General features: G+C 72.4%; 20 protein-coding genes. 4 read left to right on the forward strand and 16 right to left on the reverse strand.

What is annotated here, in order from left to right:
* Together FHX32_RS21375 and FHX32_RS21380 are read right to left on the reverse strand one after the other, a co-directional pair.
* Positions 1–1,230, reverse strand: a complete 1,230-nt coding sequence (locus tag FHX32_RS21375) for an IS110 family RNA-guided transposase (RefSeq protein WP_167185820.1) — start codon at positions 1,228–1,230, stop codon at positions 1–3.
* A 236-nt stretch (positions 1,231–1,466) separates the two neighbouring features.
* Positions 1,467–3,071: an ABC-F family ATP-binding cassette domain-containing protein gene (locus tag FHX32_RS21380; RefSeq protein WP_167185823.1), complete on the reverse strand. Its 1,605-nt coding sequence runs from the start codon at positions 3,069–3,071 to the stop codon at positions 1,467–1,469.
* A 246-nt stretch (positions 3,072–3,317) separates the two neighbouring features.
* On the opposite strand from FHX32_RS21380, the gene ypfJ reads away from it, so the two are divergent.
* A complete protein-coding gene (gene ypfJ, locus FHX32_RS21385) occupies positions 3,318–4,232 on the forward strand; it encodes a KPN_02809 family neutral zinc metallopeptidase (RefSeq protein WP_167186382.1) in 915 nt (304 codons plus the stop codon).
* 85 nt (positions 4,233–4,317) lie between these two features.
* On the opposite strand, the gene FHX32_RS21390 is transcribed toward ypfJ, so the two are convergent.
* Positions 4,318–4,971 carry an acVLRF1 family peptidyl-tRNA hydrolase gene (locus FHX32_RS21390; protein WP_167185826.1) on the reverse strand — a complete coding sequence of 218 codons (654 nt, stop codon included), beginning with the start codon at positions 4,969–4,971 and terminating at the stop codon, positions 4,318–4,320.
* A gap of 42 nt (positions 4,972–5,013) precedes the next feature.
* Complete coding sequence (locus FHX32_RS21395) at positions 5,014–5,565, reverse strand: TetR/AcrR family transcriptional regulator (protein WP_167185829.1); 552 nt, start codon at positions 5,563–5,565, stop codon at positions 5,014–5,016.
* Between the two features lie 58 nt (positions 5,566–5,623).
* On the opposite strand from FHX32_RS21395, the gene FHX32_RS21400 reads away from it, so the two are divergent.
* Positions 5,624–6,592 (forward strand): DsbA family oxidoreductase, encoded by a 969-nt coding sequence (locus tag FHX32_RS21400; RefSeq protein ID WP_167185832.1) that lies wholly within the window; start codon positions 5,624–5,626, stop codon positions 6,590–6,592.
* Positions 6,593–6,809: 217 nt separating this feature from the next.
* Here the strand turns inward: FHX32_RS21400 and FHX32_RS21405 are convergent, their stop codons facing one another.
* From FHX32_RS21405 to FHX32_RS21445, 9 genes are all read right to left on the reverse strand, one after another.
* The gene (locus tag FHX32_RS21405) at positions 6,810–7,439 is read right to left on the reverse strand and encodes a LysE family transporter (RefSeq protein WP_167185836.1); all 630 of its coding nucleotides are present in this window, start codon (positions 7,437–7,439) and stop codon (positions 6,810–6,812) included.
* Between the two features lie 331 nt (positions 7,440–7,770).
* Positions 7,771–8,178 carry a metal-sulfur cluster assembly factor gene (locus tag FHX32_RS21410; protein WP_167185839.1) on the reverse strand — a complete coding sequence of 136 codons (408 nt, stop codon included), beginning with the start codon at positions 8,176–8,178 and terminating at the stop codon, positions 7,771–7,773.
* Positions 8,175–8,651 carry a Fe-S cluster assembly sulfur transfer protein SufU gene (gene sufU / locus FHX32_RS21415; RefSeq protein WP_167185842.1) on the reverse strand — a complete coding sequence of 159 codons (477 nt, stop codon included), beginning with the start codon at positions 8,649–8,651 and terminating at the stop codon, positions 8,175–8,177. Before sufU ends, FHX32_RS21410 begins: the two co-directional genes overlap by 4 nt.
* Positions 8,651–9,955, reverse strand: coding sequence for a cysteine desulfurase (locus FHX32_RS21420; protein ID WP_167185845.1), 1,305 nt, complete (start codon positions 9,953–9,955; stop codon positions 8,651–8,653). The genes sufU and FHX32_RS21420 overlap by 1 nt, the downstream gene beginning before the upstream one ends.
* Positions 9,956–9,975: 20 nt before the next feature.
* Complete coding sequence (sufC, locus tag FHX32_RS21425; protein ID WP_167185848.1) at positions 9,976–10,806, reverse strand: Fe-S cluster assembly ATPase SufC; 831 nt, start codon at positions 10,804–10,806, stop codon at positions 9,976–9,978.
* Positions 10,806–11,132: a non-heme iron oxygenase ferredoxin subunit gene (locus tag FHX32_RS21430; RefSeq protein ID WP_167185851.1), complete on the reverse strand. Its 327-nt coding sequence runs from the start codon at positions 11,130–11,132 to the stop codon at positions 10,806–10,808. Before FHX32_RS21430 ends, sufC begins: the two co-directional genes overlap by 1 nt.
* Complete coding sequence (gene sufD / locus FHX32_RS21435; protein ID WP_167185854.1) at positions 11,132–12,268, reverse strand: Fe-S cluster assembly protein SufD; 1,137 nt, start codon at positions 12,266–12,268, stop codon at positions 11,132–11,134. Before sufD ends, FHX32_RS21430 begins: the two co-directional genes overlap by 1 nt.
* A gap of 94 nt (positions 12,269–12,362) precedes the next feature.
* A complete protein-coding gene (sufB, locus tag FHX32_RS21440; protein ID WP_167185858.1) occupies positions 12,363–13,793 on the reverse strand; it encodes a Fe-S cluster assembly protein SufB in 1,431 nt (476 codons plus the stop codon).
* Positions 13,790–14,503: an ArsR family transcriptional regulator gene (locus FHX32_RS21445; RefSeq protein ID WP_167186385.1), complete on the reverse strand. Its 714-nt coding sequence runs from the start codon at positions 14,501–14,503 to the stop codon at positions 13,790–13,792. The genes sufB and FHX32_RS21445 overlap by 4 nt, the downstream gene beginning before the upstream one ends.
* Before the next feature lie 194 nt (positions 14,504–14,697).
* Here FHX32_RS21445 and FHX32_RS21450 point away from each other — a divergent pair, with 194 nt between their 5' ends.
* Entirely contained in the window at positions 14,698–15,702 is a 1,005-nt protein-coding gene (locus FHX32_RS21450) for a COX15/CtaA family protein (protein ID WP_486481225.1), read from the forward strand.
* Positions 15,703–15,994: 292 nt separating this feature from the next.
* On the opposite strand, the gene FHX32_RS21455 is transcribed toward FHX32_RS21450, so the two are convergent.
* The 3 genes from FHX32_RS21455 to FHX32_RS21465 all read right to left on the reverse strand — a co-directional run bounded on the left by FHX32_RS21455 (position 15,995) and on the right by FHX32_RS21465 (position 18,516).
* Positions 15,995–16,915, reverse strand: a complete 921-nt coding sequence (locus tag FHX32_RS21455) for a hypothetical protein (RefSeq protein WP_167185862.1) — start codon at positions 16,913–16,915, stop codon at positions 15,995–15,997.
* A 2-nt stretch (positions 16,916–16,917) separates the two neighbouring features.
* On the reverse strand, positions 16,918–17,253 hold the full coding sequence (locus tag FHX32_RS21460; protein WP_088992902.1) for a hypothetical protein: 336 nt from the start codon (positions 17,251–17,253) through the stop codon (positions 16,918–16,920).
* Between the two features lie 303 nt (positions 17,254–17,556).
* Positions 17,557–18,516: a heme o synthase gene (locus FHX32_RS21465; protein WP_167185865.1), complete on the reverse strand. Its 960-nt coding sequence runs from the start codon at positions 18,514–18,516 to the stop codon at positions 17,557–17,559.
* A 267-nt stretch (positions 18,517–18,783) separates the two neighbouring features.
* Between FHX32_RS21465 and tkt the strand changes: the two genes are divergently transcribed.
* Positions 18,784–20,922, forward strand: a complete 2,139-nt coding sequence (tkt, locus tag FHX32_RS21470; protein ID WP_167185867.1) for a transketolase — start codon at positions 18,784–18,786, stop codon at positions 20,920–20,922.
* Positions 20,923–20,936: the final 14 nt, after the last annotated feature.

The raw sequence follows: 20,936 nt of genomic DNA on the forward strand, positions 1-20,936 counted from the left end.
TCAAGCAGCGGTGGGTAGGGCGGTTCGGTGTGACCAAGCGGTGGCTTGGTCGTAATGGGTGTTGGTCTTGAGGCAGCCGTGGAGGATGCCGACGAGGCGGTTGCCGATCTGGCGTAGGGCGGCGGGGTGGCTGACGTCGCGGGCGCGGAGTTCGTTGTAGTAGGCACGGACGGCGGTGTCGTGCAGGATCGCGGCGCCGGCCTGCATGTGCAGGGCGTTGACGAGTCGGTCGTTGTGCACGAACCGGGCGTGGACGGTTTTGGTTTTGCCGGATTGGCGGGTGATGGGTGCGGTGCCGGCGTAGTTCTTGCGGGATCTGGCGTCGGTGTAGCGGCCGGGAGCGTCACCGAATTCTGCGAGCACCCGGGCGCCGAGGATGGCGCCGATGCCGGGCTGGCTGAGGTAGACCTCAGCGTCCGGGTGCTGGCCAAAATGGGCCTCGACCTGGCCTTCCATGGTGCGGATCTCGGTGTTGAGGGTCTGCAGGATTGCCACTGTGGCCCGGACGGTCGCCGCGTATGCGCCGGTGACGATCTCGGACTGGCCCAGGTGCGCGGTGCGCAGTGCCTGCCGGATCGCTGCCGCCTTGGTGGGGATGTCGCGTCGGCGGGCCCGTTTGAGTGCGGCGCTGATCTGCGCCACGGTCAGCTTGGCCGCCGCAGCCGGTGTCGGGGCCTTGGCCAGCAGTTCCAGGGTGTCCGAACCGGTGAGCGTCAGGACCTCGTATGCCTGCAGCGCGGCGGGGAAGTACTCCCGCAGCGCGGCCCGCAGCCGCAGCGTGTGCCGGGTGCGTTCCCAGATCAGCGTCTGGTGGGCCCGGGCGACGACCTTGACCGCCTCGGCGATGTCGGAGTCCGCGGCGACCTGCCGCAGCTGGTGCCGGCGGGTCCGCACCATGTCCGCCAGGGTGCGCGCGTCGGCCTTGTCGCTCTTGGCGCCCGAGATCGACATCAGCTCCCGATGCCGGGCGGCCTGCTTCGGGTTGACCCCGTAGACCTGATAGCCGGCCGCGACCAGCGCCCGCACCCACGGGCCACGGTCGGTCTCGATACACACCAGCACCTGCGCCGGCGAGGCATCCTCCGGCAAGAACCCGGCCACCAGGTCATGGAAACGAGCCACGCCGTCCACACCCTCGGGCAGCCGCACGGCCCGCAACGTCCGGCCGCGCTCGTCCTGCACCTCTACATCGTGATGATCTTCTGCCCAGTCGTCCCCGACGAACAGCACACCCGCCTCCGCTTCACCACACCGACCACTCTCGGCAGCCCACGGAAGAGCCCGGCGGCCTAATGGACCAGTGCTCACGCGCAGCGGCGGGCACGACACCCCATCAGCCGTTCCTCTCCCGACCACGAGCGGGGGCACGCTCTGACCCCAGGACTTCCAAGTCCAGGCGAGGGGAGTGCTCACCCACCCGCGGCTACCGGTGTCGAGTCTGCCAACGGCTCACCCGACAGCTCCCATTAGGCGAGTTCCACCAGCTCGAGGAGGTCGTCGGACCAGGCGTCCTCGTCGCCGTCGGGGAGCAGGATGGCCCGGTCGGGCTTGAGCGCCATGACCGCGCCGGGGTCGTGGGTGACCAGCACGATCGCACCCGGGTAGCGGGCGATGGCGTCCAGCACCTGCTCCCGGCTGACCGGGTCGAGGTTGTTGGTCGGCTCGTCCAGCAGCAGCACGTTCGCCCCCGAGCAGACCAGCGTGGCCAGGGCCAGCCGGGTCTTCTCGCCGCCGGAGAGCACCCCCGCCGGCTTGTCCACGTCCTCGCCGGAGAAGAGGAACGCGCCGAGGATCTTGCGCAGGTCGGTGTCGGTCTGCTCGGCCGCCGCGCTGCGCATGTGCTCCAGCACCGTACGGTCCACGTCCAGCGTCTCGTGCTCCTGGGCGTAGTAGCCCAGCCGCAGCCCGTGCCCCGGGTTGACCTGGCCGGTGTCCGGCTCCAGCAGGCCGCCGAGGATGCGCAGCAGGGTGGTCTTGCCGGCGCCGTTGAGCCCGAGGATGGCCACCCGGGAGCCCCGGTCCACCGCCACGTTCACGTCGGTGAAGATCTCCAGCGAGCCGTACGACTTGGACAGGCCGGTCGCGGTGAGCGGGGTCTTGCCGCACGGCGCGGGGCTCGGGAAGCGCACCTTGGCCACCTTGTCGGCGACGCGCACCTCCTCCAGGCCGGCGATGAGCCGCTCGGCCCGGCGGGCCATGTTCTGCGCGGCGACCGTCTTGGTGGCCTTGGCCCGCATCTTGTCGGCCTGCGCCATCAGCGCGCCGGCCTTCTTCTCGGCGTTGGCCCGCTCCCGGCGGCGGCGCCGCTCGTCGGTCTCCCGCTGCGCCAGGTACGCCTTCCAGCCCAGGTTGTAGACGTCCACCACCGAGCGGGTGGCGTCCAGGAACCAGACCTTGTTCACCACCGACTCGAGCAGCGAGGCGTCGTGGCTGATCACGATCAGACCGCCCTTGTGGTTGGCGAGGAAGCCGCGCAGCCAGGTGATCGAGTCGGCGTCGAGGTGGTTGGTCGGCTCGTCCAGCAGCAGGATGCCGCCGCCGTTCTCGCCGGCGTCGCGGAACAGGATCCGGGCCAGCTCGATGCGGCGGCGTTGGCCGCCGGAGAGGGTGCCGATGGTCTGGGCGAGCGCCCGGTCGGGCAGGCCCAGGTTGGCGCAGATCCGGGCGGCCTCCGCCTCGGCCGCGTACCCACCGAGGGAGGCGAACTGGTCCTCCAGCACGCCGTAGCGGCGGACCAGCTTCTCGTCCGCGCCGTCGGCGAGCTTGGCCTCGATCTCCTTCATCTGGGCCATCAGCACGTCCAGGCCGCGGGCGGAGAGCACCCGGTCCCGGCCGGTGACGTCCAGGTCGCCGGTACGCGGGTCCTGCGGGAGGTAGCCGATGGCGCTGCGCCGGTCGATCTGCCCGGCGTACGGCTGCCCCTCGCCGGCCAGCACCTTCAGCGTGGTGGTCTTGCCGGCGCCGTTGCGGCCGACCAGGCCGATCCGGTCGCCGGGCTGCACCCGCAGCGTGGTGTCGGACAGCAGGATCCGGGCGCCGGCACGCAACTCCAGGCCGGTGGCAGTGATCATCTCGGCGAACTCGCTCTCGGGGTCTGGAAGGGCTGACTCAGGGCACGCGAGAGCGCCGGCGGGCCGGAGGGACCGTCGGCGCGGGGCGGTTCAGCCTTCGCAGAGCAGCACGCGGCAAGTGTACCGGGACGCGCCCGGCGCCTCCGCCGGATTACCGACCAAGATCATCGGGTACCGGAATCGGCGTCCGGACCCGGTCCGGTACCGCAACCACCACGACGGATGAAGTCGGTGATCGGGGTAGACATGGAGCTGAACGAGAACGCGCGGATCGACACCAGCCAGGTGGACGACCGGCGAGGGTCCGGCGGAGGCGGCGGGCTGGGCGGCATCCCCATCCCGACCGGCGGCGGCCGTGGCGGCCTGGTCGGCATCATCGTCGCCGTGCTGATCGCCCTGGTCGGCGGCGGCTTCGGACTGAACGCCGCGACCAACGGCGGTGACGAGCAGGGCGACAACACCTCGCTGGAGCAGAAGTGTTCCGCCGACGACGCACTCCAGCAGCTGGACTGCCGCAACACCCTGTACGTGAACTCGATCCAGGCGTACTGGCGGACCGCGCTGCCGGAGGCGTTCGGCGAGCAGTACCGGCCGTCCCGCACCGTCTTCTTCAGCCGGGGTGTGAACACCGCCTGCGGCCCGGCCGACTCCGGCGTCGGCCCGTTCTACTGCCCCGCCGACGACCTGGTCTACATCGACCTGACCTTCTACCAGGTGCTCGCGCAGCAACTCGGCGCCTCCGGCGAGTTCGCCCAGCCGTACGTGCTGGCCCACGAGTACGGCCACCACGTGCAGGACCTGCTCGGCACCGAGGCGCAGCTGCGCCGCCAGCAGCAGCGCGACCCGGACAACGCGAACGCGCTGTCGGTGAAGCTCGAACTCCAGGCCGACTGCTACGCCGGTGCCTGGGCGAAGCACGCCACCGGCACCGCCGACGAGAGCGGGCAGAAGATCGTCACCAGCATCACCGAACAGGACATCGCGCAGGCCATCGACGCCGCGGAGAAGATCGGCGACGACGCCATCTCCGAGCGGGCGAACCGGCCGGTGAACCCGGAGGAGTTCACCCACGGCTCCTCGGCCCAGCGCAAGGAGTGGTTCACCCGGGGCTACTCCACCGGCGACCCGAAGTCTTGCGACACGTTCGGCGGCGCGCGCTGAGCCGCCGAGGAATTGTTGCGCGACGGCCGGTGGGCGCGAACCCGCCGGCCGCCGGCCTGTCCGGGCCCCGCCCGGCGACGGCCGGTCAAGCCGGCTCGGGGTCGCGGACCAGGATCCGCACCGCCCGGGCGGCGTCGATCGCGCCGACCAGCACCGCGTGCCGCGGTTCCGGCACGTCGAGCAGGCGTTCGGCGCGCAGCGCGGCCAGCGGGGCGAGCCGCCGGTCGGCGAGCACGGTGTCCACCGCCCGCCGGTCGCCGCCGCAGACCAGCGCGTCCAGCGTCGACGCCGCCGGCAGCAGCAGCCGTACGGCCAGCTCCGCCGCGTCGCCCAGCGCCGCCTTCGCCTGGTTGTCGCGCCGCCGGGCGAAGCGCTGCTGGGACCAGCCGCCGGCGGCGGTGCGGCCCTGCACGTAGCGGGTGTCCACCTTGGAGATCACCAGCTCCTTCCCCGCCGCGACGCCCACCGCCACCGCGCCCTTGCGGGCGAGCAGCAGGCCGATCCGGCGGGGCGCGGTCGCGGCGGCCACGAACCCGGTCAGGTCGGCGGTGGCCGGGGCGCCGGGCGGGGTGTGCAGCTCGGCGGTCGCGCCGTCCGGGGCGGCGAGCCGCAGGCCGTACTCCTCGACGGTGGTGACGGGCGAACCGTGCCGGTCGGCGAAGCCGTCGACCCAGCGGGCGATCCGGCCCGGACCCACCTCGACCCACCGACCGCCGCCTACCGCCGGCCTGCCGACCACGGCAACCTCCCGAATGATGTGCGCATGGGCGCGCGGACCGGGTCAACCACGGAGCAACCGCCACGTCGCGAGTGCCGTGTCGGCGGCGCCGGCCGGGGCCTGCGCCGCCGTCCAGGCGGCGATGACGCCGGTGAGGGCACCGGCGAGGTACGCGGCGTGGACGTCCACCGGCACATCGTCCGCCGTCCGGGGGCGACCTTCGAGGCTGTGCCGCAGTTCGGCGGCGAGCCGGTCGCGTAGGCCCGCCGCGAAGCGGGCGCTGCCGTGCGGGGACAGCATCCTGCGGTAGAGAACCGCGTTGGCGGCGACGGTGTCGAAGAGCTCGCGCAGCGGCTGCGGCGGCTCGTCACGCGGGGCGTCCAGCGGGCAGAGCGCCGCGGCGCGGGCCACCTGGGCGACGGCCTCCTCCATCGCGTCGGCGACGAGCGCGTCCAGGTCGGGAAAGTGCAGGTAGGTCGTCGCGCGGTTGACCCCGGCCCGCTTGGCCACCTCGGCGATCGTGATGTCGCCCAGCTCCCGCTCGGCCGCCAGCTCGAGGACGGCCGCCCGCAACCTGGCCCGGGTCCGCCGGACGCGGGGGTCGGAGGAGTTCACCCGGACACTATACGACACCCGTGGTTTATACGACACGTGTCGTGTAGCCTGTCCGACCATGCGGATCGAGATCTGGGCCGACGTCGTCTGCCCGTGGGCGTACATCGGCAAGCGGCGGCTGGAGCGGGCGCTGGCGTCCTGGCCGGGCGACCCGGTCGAGGTCGTCTGGCGGCCGTACCGCATCGACCCCTCCGCTCCCGCCCCCGGCGAGCCCCTGGCCGAGGTGCTCCGCGACCCGATGGTGGACGCCGCCCTCCGTGGCTGCGCGCCGCACCTCACGCCCGGCGAGAACCGGGAACGCGTCTCCCGCGTCGCGCTCGCCGAGGGCCTCGGTCCGCGCTGGGGAGCCGGCTGGCGGGCCAGCAGCCACGACGCCCACCGCCTCATCGCCCTCGCCCACGAGGCCGGCGGCCCGCCACTGCAGGACGCGGTGGCCGAGGAGGTGATGCGGGCGCACTTCGTCGACGCGCTGGACATCAGCCTCCCGGCCGTGCTGGACGAGGTGTCCCGCCGGGCCGGCTACCCGGCGGCAGGTGGGCTGCCCGCCGACGGCGCGGGCGACACGGCCGTCCGGGAACTGGTGCTGCGGGGCCGGGCCGCGGGGGTGGCGACGTCCCCGACGTTCGTCGTGAACGGCGCGGCGCTGCGCGGCGCGCAGCCCGCGGAGGTGATCCACGCCTTCCTGACCGAGGCCGCCCGCCGCAGCCCACGCCAGCTACCCGAGGAGGTCGAACGCCTCCGGCACGCCGAGGCGCTGCTGGACCTCGGCGACCCGCTGGGCACCCTCACCCTGCTCCGGCCCCTGCTCGACACCCACGGCGACGACCGCGGCACCCTACTGCTCGCCGCCCGGGCGTACTTCCACTCCGCCCAGCTCAACCGGGCGCTGCGGATCCTGGAGCCGCTCGCGGCGCAGGCGCCGGACGACTCGTACCTGCAGTTGCTGCTGGGGCGGACCCTCCAGCGGCAGGGCGACGCCCGCGCCGCCGCCCACCTGCGCCTGGCCGCGGCGATGTCCCCCGGCTAGGCCGGCTGACAGCCAGCACCGGCCCGGCGGGCACCCGGTCGAGGGTGCCCGCGGCCGGCCCTGGCGGCCCGCACCCGGGTCGGGCCGTCCGCACCGCGCCGTGGGACGCCGCCCCGGGTCTCGGGCCGCCCGAGACGTGCCGTCGGGCGGGCACCCGGGTCGAGCTGCCCGCACCGCGCCCTCGGACCGGCACCCCGGCCGGCGGCGTCGGTGGCGCTCATCGTGGCAGCAGCATGGCTGCCGCCAGCGCCGCGATCAGGGCGCTGGAGACCAGCGCCGTGACGCGCCGGCCACGCGGCCCGGTCAGCATCCGCCCGACGAGCGTGCCCCCGCCGGCGATCAGCAGCTGCCAGCTGGCGGAGGCGACGAAGGCGCCCAGCACGAAGAGCAACGCGTCGGCCGCGCCCGGATCCGCGCCGCCCTGCCGACCGATGACGAGGGCGGCGAAATAGACCACCGTCGCCGGGTTCAACATGGTCAACGCCAGCACTCCGGCGAAGGCCCGAATCGGGGTGTCCAGGCCCCGGCGACCGTCGACGGGACCCCCGGGCGCGGTTCGCGGTCGCAGCGCCCGCCAGGCGCCGTGGCCGGCGATGGCGAGCAGCACGATCGCGGCGGCCAGCCGCAGCGGCCCGGCGACCGGGGCGATCAGCCCGGCGACCACCGCCCCACCGAGGGCCGCCACCGCGGCGTAGAGCCCGTCGGCGGTGGCCACCCCGAGCGCTGCCGCCGCGCCGACCCGGAACGAGGTCCGGGCGCTGAGCCCGAGGATGAGCACGGCGATCGCGCCGACCGGGATGGCGACGCCGTAGCCGGCGACCAGGCCGGCCAGAAACGCGCCGGTCACGACCGTCGGCGGCGGGTCGAGGCGCGACCGGATGCCGTGCGCTGTCGACGCGCGACGACGGTCGCGGCGACAGGGACAGGCATCATCCGGTACGTCTCGATCACCCGCCCATCCTGCGCCCCCACCCCCACCCCCGCCACCAATTTCCCCGCCACCCGCCAGCGGCGTGATCGCCTGCCGCCGGGAGGGGCCGCCCGCGCCTACTGCAGACGATCGCGGATCACGCCCGGGGAACGGGCGCGATGCGGGCGTCGGATGGGGCGGTGTGGCTGGAGACGGGTCGAGCGCGGCGCCCCGAGGGGTGCCGCGCTCGACGGGTGACCGGGAAAGGTCAGACGTTGAAGCCGAGAGAGCGGAGCTGGTCGCGCCCCTCGTCGGTGATCTTGTCGGGGCCCCACGGGGGCAGCCAGACCCAGTTGATCCGGATGTCGCTCACCAGGCCGCCACCCGGGCCGGTGGTCAGCGCCTGCCGGGCCTGGTCCTCGATCACGTCGGTGAGCGGGCAGGCCGCCGAGGTGAGGGTCATGTCCAGGGTGGCGACGTTGTCGTCGTCGACGTGCACGCCGTACACCAGGCCGAGGTCGACCACGTTGATGCCCAGCTCGGGGTCGACGACGTCCTTCATCGCCTCCTCGATGTCGGCGACGGCGGCCTTGCCGCCCGCCGCGCCGGCGACCGGGGTGCCCGCGGCACCCTCGACCGGCGGCGTCGCCGCGGTGGCGGTGTCCTCGCTACTCATGCCTTAACCTCCGAAGGGCTCGCGCCCACGCCGGCGCGTGCCGCGGCGTCCTTGAACGCCATCCACGGCAGCAGCGCGCACTTCACCCGGGCCGGGTAGCGGGCGACCCCCGCGAACGCCACCCCGTCGCCGAGCACGTCCTCGTCCGGCGTGACCTGACCACGACCGGACATCAACTGCACGAACGCCTCGTGCACCACGAAAGCTTCCCCGGCCCGCCGACCCTTCAGCAGCTCGTGCAGCACGCTCGCCGACGCCTGGCTGATCGAACAGCCCATGCCGTCGTACGAGACGTCGTGCAGCACGTCGCCGTCGGTGGCGACCCGGACGGTGACCTCGTCACCGCAGGTGGGGTTGACGTGGTGCGCCTCGGCCACCCGGTCCGCCGGGTCGTCGGCGTCGCGCAGGCCACGCCCGTGCGGGTGCTTGTAGTGGTCCAGGATGATCTCCTGGTAGAGCTGGTCGAGCTGCATCAGTCGAACACCTTCCGCACCTGCTCCAGGCCCGCCACCAGGGCGTCGATCTCCTCGGTGGTCGTGTAGAGGTAGAACGAGGCCCGCGTGGTGGCCGGCACGCCGAACCGGGTGCAGACCGGACGGGCGCAGTGGTGGCCCACCCGCACCTGCACGCCGAGGGAGTCGAGCACCTGCCCCACGTCGTGCGGGTGCACGTCGCCGAGGGCGAACGAGATCGTCCCGCCCCGGCCCACCGGCACGGTCGGCCCGAAGATCCGCAGGCCGGGCACCGTGGCGAGGGCGTCCAGCGCGTACGCCGTCAGCTCCTTCTCGTGCCACTGGATGGCCTTCATCCCGATGCCCGACAGGTAGTCCACCGCGGCGCCGAGCGCGACCGCCTCGGCGATCGGCGGGGTGCCCGCCTCGAACCGGGCCGGCGGCGCGGCGAAGGTGGAGCCGGCCATCGCCACCGTCTCGATCATCGAGCCGCCACCGAACACCGGCGGCATCGCCGCCAGCAGCTCGGCCCGCCCCCAGAGCACGCCGATGCCGGTCGGCCCGCACATCTTGTGCCCGGTGAAGACGATGAAGTCGGCGTCGTAGTCGACCACGTCCATCGGCATGTGCGGCACCGACTGCGAGCAGTCCAGCAGCAGCAGCGCCCCCACCTCGCGGACCCGCTCGGTGATCCGCGCGGTGGCGTTGACAGTGCCCAGGATGTTCGACATGTGCACCAGCGAGACGATCTTCGTCCGCTCGGTGACCAGGTCGTCCAGTCCGGACTCGTCCAGCCGGCCGGAGTCGGTGACCGGGAACCAGCGCAGGGTCGCGCCGGTGCGCTCGCAGAGCAGCTGCCACGGGACGATGTTCGAGTGGTGCTCCATCTCGGAGATCACCACCTCGTCACCGGGGCCGAGCCGGAACCGCGGGTCGCCGTCCGGGCGCAGCGAGGCGTTCGAGAAGGCGTACGCCACGATGTTGATCGCCTCGGTGGAGTTCTTGGTGAACACCACCTCGTCCGCGCTCGGCGCGTTGATGAACGCGGCGACCTTGGCCCGGGCGCCCTCGTACGCCTCGGTGGCCTCGGTGCCCAGCGTGTGCACCGAGCGGGAGACGTTGGCGTTGTGCAGCGCGTAGTGCTCGGCGAGCACGTCGAGCACCTGCCGCGGCTTGTGCGAGGTGTTGGCGCTGTCGAGATAGACCAGCCGGTGCCCGTTGACCTCCCGGTCCAGGATCGGGAAGTCGGCGCGCACCTTGGCCACGTCGTAACGCGGCACGTCGTCGTACTGCGGCATCCCGGGTGGGATCGCGATGGTGGTCATCTCAGCGACCCTTCCGCGCCTCAGGCCCGCGCCGAACCGGCCCCGGCGACGTACCGCTCGTAGCCCTCTTCCTCGAGCTTGTCGGCCAGCTCCGGGCCGCCCTGCTCGACGATCCGGCCGGCGACGAAGACGTGCACGTGGTCCGGCTTGATGTAGCGCAGGATCCGGGTGTAGTGGGTGATCAGCAGCAGGCCGGTGTCGCCGGTGTCGCGGACCCGGTTGACCCCCTCGCTGACCACGCGCAGCGCGTCCACGTCCAGGCCCGAGTCGGTCTCGTCGAGGATGGCCATCTTCGGCTTGAGCAGTTCCAGCTGCACGATCTCGTGCCGCTTCTTCTCACCGCCGGAGAAGCCCTCGTTGACGTTGCGCTGGGCGAACGCCGGGTCCATCTGGAGGCGCTCCATCGCACCGCGCAGCTCGCCACCCCAGGTGCGCAGCTTCGGCGCCTCGCCGTCGATGGCGGTCTTGGCGGTGCGCAGGAAGTTGGCCACCGAGACGCCGGGCACCTCGACCGGGTACTGCATGGCCAGGAAGAGACCGGCGCGGGCCCGCTCGTCGACGGACATGGCCAGCACGTCCTGGCCGGCGACGTTCATTCGGTCCGGAGTGCCGCCGTGCGGCGCGGAGGCCGAATTATCGTCGAAGAGGGTCACCGAGCCGCCGGTGATCTCGTACTTCGGGTGACCGGCGATCGAGTAGGCGAGCGTGGACTTGCCGGAGCCGTTCGGGCCCATGATCGCGTGGGTCTCGCCCGAACGGACGGTCAGGTCGACGCCGTGCAGGATCGGCTTGAGCTCACCCTCGGGCAGCTTGACCGACACCTGCAGGTCGCGGATCTCCAGGGTGCTCATTATCGGGTCACTCCATTGCTCGGCGTGAGGCTGACGTAGATGTCGCCGTCGCGGACTTCGACGGGGTAGACGGGTACGGGTTCGGTGGCGGGCAGCCCGGTGGGCTCGCCGGTGCGCAGGTCGAAGCGGGAGCCGTGCAGCCAGCACTCCAGCGTGCAGCCCTCCACCTCGCCCTCGGAGAGGGCGACCGCGGCGTGCGAGCACTCGTCGTAGACGGCGTAGAACTCGCCGTCCTCGCCGTGCACCAGCGCGATCTGGGTGCCGTCGACGTCCGCGCTGATCGCGGTCCCCTTCGGCACGTCCTCGGTGGAACAGATCCGGATCATCAGGCGCCCGCCTTGGCCAACCGGTCCTCGATGGCGTCGCCGAGCCGCTCGCGCAACTCCTCGACCGGGATCTTGTTGATCAGCTCGGCGAAGAACCCGCGCACCACCAGGCGGCGTGCCTCGGCCTCCGGGATGCCCCGGGCCATCAGGTAGAACAACTGCTCGTCGTCGAACCGGCCGGTCGCGCTCGCGTGGCCGGCCCCGGCGATCTCGCCGGTCTCGATCTCCAGGTTCGGTACGGAGTCCGCCCGAGCGCCGTCGGTGAGCAGCAGGTTCCGGTTGATCTCGTACGTGTCGGTGCCGGTCGCCTCGGCCCGGATCAGCACGTCGCCCACCCAGACGGTGCGCGCGCTCTCACCCTGCAGGGCGCCCCGGTAGCCGACGTAGCTGCGGCAGTCGGGCACCGCGTGGTCGACCAGCTGCCGGTGCTCCAGGTGCTGGCCCGAGTCGGCGAAGTAGAGCCCGTACAGCTCGGCCTCGCCGCCCCGGTCGGTGTACTCCACGCTGGTGTACTGCCGGACCAGATCGCCGCCGAGGGAGACCTGGACGTGGATCACCTTGGCGTCCCGGCCCAGCCTGACCTTGAGGTGCTGGGCCTGCACCGCGTCGGCGGCCCAGTCGGCGATGGTGACCAGGGTCAGCTTCGCCCCGTCCCCGACGGCCACCTCGACGTTGTCGGCCAGCGTGGCGCTGCCCTGCTGGTCGAGCACCACGGTCGCCTCGGCCAGCCGCTGCACGTCCAGCAGGATGTGCTGGTAGGCGAGCGGGTCGCCCTGCCCCCGGGCCTCGATGGAAACCACGTCCTCCAGCACGGCCTCGCGGGCCACGGTCACCACCAGGGCCTTGTCGAAACCGCTCCACGCCTGGGCGCTGAGCCGGTCGAAGGGCACCAGCACCCGGCCGAGCCGGGCGTCGCCGCGCTCCACCCACTCGGCGGTGACGCCGTCGGGCGACCACACCTGGGTGACGACCTGCCCGGCCGGCGCTCCGGCGCCGTCGAGCAGGCCGCGCAGGCGCTTGAGCGGAGTGAAGCGCCACTCCTCCTCCAGGCCGGTCAGGGCCGGGAAGTCGGCGACGTCGTACGAGCGGAGCGCCTGCGACTTGGTGCTGGGCGGCGCGGAAGCCTGGGTAGTCATCTCTTCCTTGGTCTGTTCTGCGATTGATCGGAGGGTCGGTCGGGCTGGTCGCGACGCGGCGCGACGGGTCCGGGCCGCGCGAGGGCTGGCCGGGTCAGCCGACCGCGCCCTCCATCTGGAGCTCGATCAGGCGGTTGAGCTCCAGGGCGTACTCCATCGGGAGCTCCTTGGCGATCGGCTCGATGAAGCCGCGCACGATCATCGCCATCGCCTCGTCCTCGGTCAGGCCCCGGCTCATCAGGTAGAAGAGCTGGTCCTCGCTGACCTTGGAGACGGTCGCCTCGTGCCCCATCGACACGTCGTCCTCGCGGATGTCGACGTACGGGTAGGTGTCGGAGCGGGAGATGGTGTCGACCAGCAGCGCGTCGCACTTCACCGTGCTGGCGCTGTGGTGCGAGCCCTCCAGCACCTGCACCAGGCCGCGGTACGAGGTGCGGCCGCCGCCGCGGGCGATCGACTTGGAGACGATGGTGCTGCTGGTGTGCGGCGCGGCGTGCACCATCTTGGCACCGGCGTCCTGGTGCTGGCCCTCACCGGCCATCGCCACCGAGAGCACCTCGCCCTTGGCGTGCTCGCCGGTCATGTAGACCGCCGGGTACTTCATGGTGACCTTGGAGCCGATGTTGCCGTCGATCCACTCCATGGTCGCGCCCTCGTGGCACACGGCGCGCTTGGTGACCAGGTTGTAGACGTTGTTCGACCAGTTCTGGATGGTCGTGTAGCGGCACCGGGCGTTCTTCTTGACGATGATCTCCACGACCGCGCTGTGCAGGGAGTCGGAGGAGTAGATGGGCGCGGTGCAGCCCTCGACGTAGTGCACGTACGCACCCTCGTCGACGATGATCAGCGTCCGCTCGAACTGGCCCATGTTCTCCGTGTTGATCCGGAAGTAGGCCTGCAGCGGGATCTCCACGTGCACGCCCTTCGGCACGTAGATGAACGAGCCACCGGACCAGACGGAGGTGTTCAGCGCGGCGAACTTGTTGTCGCCGACCGGGATGACCGTGCCGAAGTACTCCTTGAACAGGTCCTCGTGCTCCTTGAGGGCGGTGTCGGTGTCGAGGAAGACGACCCCCTGCTCCTCGAGGTCCTCACGGATCTTGTGGTAGACCACCTCGGACTCGTACTGGGCCGCCACACCGGCGATCAGCCGCTGCTTCTCGGCCTCGGGGATGCCCAGCTTGTCGTAGGTGTTCTTGATGTCCTCGGGCAGGTCCTCCCAGCTGGTGGCCTGCTTCTCGGTGGACCGGACGAAGTACTTGATGTTGTCGAAGTCGATCCCGGTGAGGTCGGCGCCCCAGGCCGGCATGGGCTTGCGGTCGAACAGCCGCAGGCCCTTCAGCCGCAGGTCGAGCATCCAGGCCGGCTCGTTCTTCTTGGCCGAGATGTCCCGCACCACCGCCTCGTTGAGGCCGCGCTGGGCGGAGGCCCCGGCGACGTCCGGGTCGGCCCAGCCGTACTCGTAGCGGCCCAGGGCGGCGAGCTGCTCCTCCTGGGTCAGGGGCTGGACGATCTGCTCGGTCATCTATCTGTCCTCACAGTGGTGACGGTCTTACCGGACTGGGCACGCCCCGGCTGGGTCGGGATGTGCGTGGTGCACACCCCGTCGCCGTGCGCGATGGTGGCCAGGCGCTGTACGTGGGTGCCGACCAGACGGGAGATCACCGCGGTCTCGGCCTCGCACAGCTGGGGAAACTCGGCGGCCACGTGCGCCACCGGGCAGTGGTGCTGGCAGAGCTGGCCACCCGAGGCGATCGTGGACGCGTTGGCAGCGTAGCCCTCCGCGGTGAGCGCGGCCGCGAGCGCCTCCGCCCGGGCCAGCGGGTCGTCGCCGGCGTCCTCCATCGCCGTGCGGCAGCGCGCCTCCAGGGCGGCGACCTGCTCGGCGGCGAACGCCTCGACGGCCGGGGAACCACCGTTGCGGGCGATCCAGCGCAGCGCGGCGGTGGCCATGTTGTCGTAGTGGTGGGTGCCGCAGCGCACCCGGGCCGCCTCGGTCAGCAGGAACACCTTGGCCGGGCGGCCGCGGCCGCGGTGGCCGCGGACGGTCTGCTCGCGGGCGACCACGTCACCCTCGGCGAGCATGGCGTCGAGGTGCCGGCGGATCGCGGCCGGGCTGAGCCCGAGCGCCGAACCGAGCTGCGCGGCGGTGGTCGCGCCCCGCTCCAGCAGCAGCTGGGTGACCCGGTCACGGGTGGAGACATCCGTGGCGGACGCGGACGGCGACAACTCCAGCTCGGCGCGTCTGACGCCGCGCGGCGACCGGGAGCCCTCGCCGGCGGCCGGAGCGGTCGCCGGCAGGTGCCCGGGAAGGCCCGCCGCGTTTTTCACAACGCCAACGTTACGTAATTCGCTGGGGGCCCGCAAACCCGGGTCACGGTGATCCGAACCACCGTCCGGGCTGAGTCGCACGATCCTCGATCACTACGGTGCGTAGGATTTGCGCCGTGAAGCGTCCCGTCCGGTCCCCGGCCCCCGCCGCGCCGCAACGCCTGCTCGCCCGGTTTCCGGTCTCCGCCGCCCTGCTGCGCCGACTCGCCCTCGCGTCCATCATCGCGAACGTCGGGATCGTGGTCACCGGCGGGGCCGTCCGACTGACCGCCTCCGGCCTCGGCTGCCCCACCTGGCCGCGGTGCACCGACGCCTCCTACGTCGCCACGTCGGAGATGGGCGTGCACGGGGCGATCGAGTTCGGCAACCGGCTGCTCACCTTCGCGGTGGGCATCATCGCGGCGGCGGTGGTGCTGGCGGTGCTGCTGCACCGGCCGCGTCGCCCGGGGCTGCTGCCGCTCGCCGTCGCCGTCCTGTTCGGCATCCCGGCCCAGGCGGTGATCGGCGGGTTCACCGTGCTGAGCAACCTGAACCCGTGGGTGGTCGGGCTGCACTTCCTCGCCTCGATGGTGGTGATCGCGGCCGCGTACGCCCTCTGGCGGCGGATCAAGGACCCGGACGCGCCGGCGGTGCCGGTGGTGCCCGCCCCGCTGCGCGCCCTGACGCTGCTCACCACGCTGGCCAGCGCGGCGGTGCTCGTCGTGGGGACCTGGGTGACCGGCAGCGGGCCGCACGCGGGCGACCAGGGGGCCAAACGCAACGGGCTGGCCCCGGAGACCATCTCGCAGGTGCACGCCGACGGGGTGTTCCTGCTGATCGGGCTCTCGGTGGCGCTGATCTTCGCGTTCCGGGCGGTGGGCGCCCGGCGCGCCGAGCGGGCCGCCGTGGTGCTGGTCGCCGTGGAACTCGGGCAGGGCCTGATCGGCTTCGTGCAGTACTTCACGCACCTGCCGGCGCTGCTGGTCGGCGCGCACATGCTCGGCTCCTGCCTGGTGCTGCTGGCCACGCTCTCGGTGCTCTGGTCGACCCGGGAACGTCGCCCGCTCCCGGTCGAGCCCGCCTCCGCCGCCCCGGCCGCCGAACCGGTCCCCGCCACCGCCTGACCCGGCCCCGCGCTCCGAACCCCCTCGGCCCAGGCCCCGGTCGGGCCGCGCATCGGGCTCACCGCTTCCGCTATGTTGCGGCCTCCCCGCCCGCCGGAAACCACCACACTCGGGATGTTGGGGCCTCCGGCAGCTTCCAGGCCACCACATCCGGCATGTTGTGCGGATCATGACCCGCGAGTGCCGGCGGGGGCCGGCGGACGTGAGCCGGCCCCCGGTCCGCGCGGGCGGACCGGCGGGGCCGGTTGGTGGCGCCTGGCGCCGGCTGCGCCGGCGGGTCGCGGGCGGCCGGTCAGGGGTGGCGGGTCAGGTGGGTGCGGATGGCGGCGGCCAGGCGCTCGGGGGCGCCCTCGGCGTAGCCGAGGAAGAGCGACGGCTCGGTGAGCTCGAGCTCGACCAGGACCGGCGCGCCGTCCGCGCCCGGGATCAGGTCGACCCTGGCGTAGAGCAGCCGCTCCACGCCGCCCGGCACCGCTGCCAGGGTCTTCTCCGCCACCGCCAACTGCTCCTCGGTGGCGGTACGTGCGCTGATCTCCTCGGGCTTGTAGAGCCCCTCTACGCCCAGGTCCGGGCCGGTGAGCATCGGGCCCTTGCGGATCGCGTGGCTGAACGCCAGGCCGGCCGGGCCGGCCAGGAAGAGCAGCGCGGTCTCGCCGGCGCTGTCCACCGCACGCAGGTACGGCTGGACCATGGTCACCCGGCCGGCGGCGGAGAGCCGCCGTACGTGCGCCACGGCCAGTTCCCGGTGCTCGGGGTCGGCCAGGTCGTACCGGCCGGTGTCCTGGCTGCCGGCGCTCACCGCCGGCTTGACCACGTACTCGCCGGAGTCGGCGGGCGGCTGCCAGCTCTCCCCCGGCGCGACCCAGGACGTGGGCACCGTGGGCACCCCGGCCGCGGAGAGCTCGGCCAGGTAGCGCTTGTCGGTGTTCCAGCGGACCACGTCGGCCGGGTTGGCCAGCGCCGGGACGGTGGCGGCCCAGGCGACGAACTCGTCGCGGCGCAGCGCGTAGTCCCACGGGGAGCGCAGCACCGCCAGGTCGTAGCCGGCCCAGTCGACGGCCGGGTCGTCCCAGACCGCCGGCTCGGCGGTGACGCCGTGCCGGGCCAGCGGGGCGAGCACCAGCCGGTCGTCCGGGTCGAGGTCGCGCAGTTCGGTGCAGGTGACGAGAGCGACCCGGGGTTCCCCCCGGGTCGACTGGTGGTGGTCGGTCAAGGTCAGCGGGCCATCGTGCGTCGGGCCATCGACCGCCAGAGGTCGTTGCTCGGACGCATCTGGTCCATCAGCTCACGCTCCCAGGCGTTCTCGACCGCGACCCCAGCCTTGGCGCAGGCCTGCCGCGCGACGACGGTGTCGTCGGCGAACTGGTCGCCCCACGCCCCGTCCGCGCCCACCAGGACGATGCGTGCGCCCCGCTTGCCGACGTACTCGATGACCGCCTTCGCGCCGCCGTGCCCGGCGGCGAACGACTTGATCCCCGCGACCAGGCCGTTGGGGGCCTGCTCGGGAGCGGTCTGCTCGGCCGTCAGCGTCGTATCGGAACCATCTGCCATGACGCGAAGCCTAAGCAGACCTCCACCCAGCCGGGCGAGAACCATGAACCTTTTGTGATGCCAATTACCTCGAGGTTTAAGGAGAACCACAGGTGATTCGCCCGGTTATATCCGGACTTCCGCTGGCAAAGTGGCCCGGCAAACCACCCCGGGCCGGCACGGGTTGAGCCCATCGGACTCATGACGACAGTCACCCTGATGTGACGCGAAACCCGGACAACTCATCCATGATGACGATTTGTCGAGCGGGCAGCCGCGAGGACCGCTCCCCGGCCGGGCGAGCCATCGGGCCGGGCGCCGCGGTCAGATCAGGGCGTCCAGGGCGACGGCCGCGAAGAGGATGGTCAGGTAGGTCGTCGACCAGTGGAACAGCCGCATCGGCTTGACCGCCAGCCCTCGGGCACTCCGGCGGGCCAGCTTGTGCGCCTCGACGAGGAAGATGGCGCCGACGACCACGGCGGGCACCCCGTAGACCAGGCTCATTCCCAGCGGCCAGACCGCCAGCGAGGACGCCACGGTCAGCCAGGCGAAGATGACGATCTCGGCGTTCACCCGGCGGGCGGAGGCCACCACCGGCAGCATCGGGATGCCGGCCCGGGCGTAGTCGTCCTTGTACTTCATCGCCAGCGGGTAGAAGTGCGGCATCTGCCAGAAGAAGACCACCGCGAACAGGGCCCACGCCGCCGGCGCCAGCGACCCGGTCACCGCCGCCCAGCCGATCAGCACCGGCGCCGCCCCGCAGGCGCCGCCCCAGAACGTGTTCGCCGTCGTGGTGCGCTTGAGCCAGAGGGTGTAGACGACGTCGTAGTAGAGGATCGCGGCCAGGGTGAGCCCGGCGGCCAGCAGGTTGGTGAACGCCGCCATCAGCGCCACCGACACCGCGGCCAGCACCAGCCCGAAGATCAACGCGTTGCGCGGGGTCACCGTGTGCGCCGGCAGCGGACGGCGCTTGGTGCGCCGCATCAACTGGTCGATGTCCCGGTCGATGTAGCAGTTGATGACGCTGGCCGCGCCGGCCGCGAGCGAGCCGCCGACCAGCACCACGGCGACCAGCCAGAGCGACGGCAGGCCGCCGTCCGCGAGCATCATCGCCGGCACGGTGGTGACCAGCAGCAGCTCGACGATCCGGGGCTTGGTCAGTGTGACGTACGCCGACAGCACCGCCCGGACGTCCCGCGGCGCGGCCACCGCCGCCTTGCCCCCCGTGCGCACCGGCTGCTGCCCGGCAGGGGTGCTGACGGGGCGGTCGGTGATCATGCTCACGGATTGCCACCTTCCGGCGTCGGCAGGGGAGGTCGGGTCGGCCGGGCCCGGTTCGGGTCCACACACCGCCCCACACACTACGCGCTGTCGTTTTGGCTGCCCGGCCGACCCGGCAACGGTGCGAGCCGTCACACCGTCGCGGGATCGAACGCCGTTCCGCCCGGACACGTACAGACCAGCATGCGGAGATCCCCGGGCGGACGTTTAGGACCGCTCGATAGGGTCATGAGTGAGGGTTCCGCCCATCTGCCGAGGAGCACAACCATCGTGGCTGCCAACCGTCCCGAGCACCCCGCACTGAACTGGTCCGACCTCGACCGCCGGGCCGTCGACACCGTCCGCGTGCTGGCCATGGACGCCGTGGAGAAGTCCGGCAACGGCCACCCGGGCACCGCGATGAGCCTGGCGCCCGCGGCGTACCTGCTCTTCAACCGGGTGATGCGGCACAACCCGGCCGACCCGAACTGGCCCGGCCGGGACCGTTTCGTGCTCTCCGCCGGCCACTCCAGCCTCACCCTCTACATCCAGCTCTTCCTCTCCGGCTACCCGCTGAGCCTGGAGGACCTGCAGTCGCTGCGGCAGTGGGGCTCGCTGACCCCGGGCCACCCGGAGCACGGGCACACCCCCGGCGTGGAGACCACCACCGGGCCGCTCGGCCAGGGCATGGGCAACGCGGTCGGGATGGCCATGGCGGCCCGCCGCGAGCGCGGCCTGTTCGACCCGGAGGCCGAGCCGGGCGCCTCGGTGTTCGACCACGACATCTGGTGCATCGCCTCCGACGGCGACATCGAGGAGGGCATCAGCCACGAGGCCAGCGCGCTCGCCGGGCACCAGCAGCTGGGCAACCTCTGCGTGATCTACGACGACAACGAGATCTCCATCGAGGACGACACCCGGATCGCCAAGAGCGAGGATGTCGCGGCCCGCTACGAGGCGTACGGGTGGCACGTGCAGACGGTCGACTGGCGCAGCGGCGACGCCGACCAGGGCGACTACCACGAGGACGTGGAGGCGCTCTACCGCGCGCTGCTGGCGGCGAAGGCGGAGACCGGCCGCCCCTCCTTCATCGCGCTGCGCACCATCATCGGCTGGCCCGCCCCCAACAAGCAGAACACCGGCAAGATCCACGGCTCGGCGCTCGGCGCCGACGAGGTGGCCGCCACCAAGCAGATCCTCGGCTTCGACCCGCAGCGCACCTTCGAGGTGGACGAGGAGGTCCTCGGGCACGCCCGCCGGGTGATGGAGCGCGGCGCGGAGGCCCAGCGCGCGTGGACCGGGGCGTTCGACACCTGGGCGCAGGCCAACCCGGAGCGCCGGGCGCTCTGGGACCGGCTGGCCACCCGGACGCTGCCGCAGGGCTGGGCGGACGCCCTGCCGGAGTTCCCGGCCGACGCCAAGGGCATCGCCACCCGGGCCGCTTCCGGCAAGGTGCTGGAGGCGCTCGCGCCGGTGCTGCCGGAGCTGTGGGGCGGCTCGGCCGACCTGGCCGAGAGCAACAACACCACGATGAAGGGCGAGCCCTCCTTCATCCCGGCCACCCACGCCACCAAGGATTTCCCCGGCCACGAGTACGGCCGCACGCTGCACTTCGGCATCCGTGAGCACGCCATGGGCGCGATCCTCAACGGCATCGCGCTGCACGGCGGCACCCGCCCGTACGGCGGCACCTTCCTGGTGTTCAGCGACTACATGCGGCCGTCCGTCCGGTTGGCCGCGCTGATGAAGCTGCCGGTGGTCTACGTCTGGACGCACGACTCGATCGGCCTCGGCGAGGACGGCCCCACCCACCAGCCGGTGGAGCACCTGACCGCGCTGCGGGCGATCCCGGGCCTGGACGTGGTGCGCCCGGCCGACGCGAACGAGACGGCCTGGGCCTGGCGGCAGGCGCTGGAGCACACCGACCGGCCGACCGCGCTGGCGCTCAGCCGCCAGCCGCTGCCGACCTTCGACCGCTCGACGCTGGCCGGCGCCGAGGGCGTGGCGAAGGGCGGCTACGTGCTGGCCGAGGCGTCCACCGGCAAGCCCCAGGTGATCATCGTCGGCACCGGCTCCGAGGTGCAGCTCTGCCTGACCGCGCGGGAGCGGCTGGAGGCCGACGGCACCCCCACCCGGGTGGTGTCCATGCCCTGCCAGGAGTGGTTCCACGAGCAGGACGAGGCGTACCGGGAGTCGGTGCTGCCGCGCGGGGTAAAGGCACGGGTGAGCGTGGAGGCGGGCATCGCCATGTCCTGGCGCGCGATCGTCGGCGACTGCGGCGAGACCGTCAGCCTGGAGCACTACGGCGCGAGCGCCCCGCACTCCGTGCTCTTCGAGCAGTTCGGGTTCACCCCCGACCGGATCGTGGCCGCCGCGCACGCGGCCCTGACCCGGGTGGGCGACATCACCGGTAACACGACCGGCAACTGAGGGAGCGTGGACGG

The sequence above is a fragment of the Micromonospora sp. CNZ280 genome, from assembly GCF_011759515.1.

Coding starts and splice junctions, on each gene's coding strand:
- sufC (WP_167185848.1), bottom strand. CDS start 10,806: ATGAGCACCCTGGAGATCCGCGACCTGCAGGTGTCGGTCAAGCTGCCC.
- FHX32_RS21410 (WP_167185839.1), bottom strand. CDS start 8,178: ATGAGTAGCGAGGACACCGCCACCGCGGCGACGCCGCCGGTCGAGGGT.
- sufB (WP_167185858.1), bottom strand. CDS start 13,793: ATGACCGAGCAGATCGTCCAGCCCCTGACCCAGGAGGAGCAGCTCGCC.
- FHX32_RS21430 (WP_167185851.1), bottom strand. CDS start 11,132: ATGATCCGGATCTGTTCCACCGAGGACGTGCCGAAGGGGACCGCGATC.
- ypfJ (WP_167186382.1), top strand. CDS start 3,318: ATGGAGCTGAACGAGAACGCGCGGATCGACACCAGCCAGGTGGACGAC.
- FHX32_RS21460 (WP_088992902.1), bottom strand. CDS start 17,253: ATGGCAGATGGTTCCGATACGACGCTGACGGCCGAGCAGACCGCTCCC.
- FHX32_RS21380 (WP_167185823.1), bottom strand. CDS start 3,071: ATGATCACTGCCACCGGCCTGGAGTTGCGTGCCGGCGCCCGGATCCTG.
- FHX32_RS21420 (WP_167185845.1), bottom strand. CDS start 9,955: ATGACCACCATCGCGATCCCACCCGGGATGCCGCAGTACGACGACGTG.
- sufU (WP_167185842.1), bottom strand. CDS start 8,651: ATGCAGCTCGACCAGCTCTACCAGGAGATCATCCTGGACCACTACAAG.
- sufD (WP_167185854.1), bottom strand. CDS start 12,268: ATGACTACCCAGGCTTCCGCGCCGCCCAGCACCAAGTCGCAGGCGCTC.
- FHX32_RS21400 (WP_167185832.1), top strand. CDS start 5,624: ATGCGGATCGAGATCTGGGCCGACGTCGTCTGCCCGTGGGCGTACATC.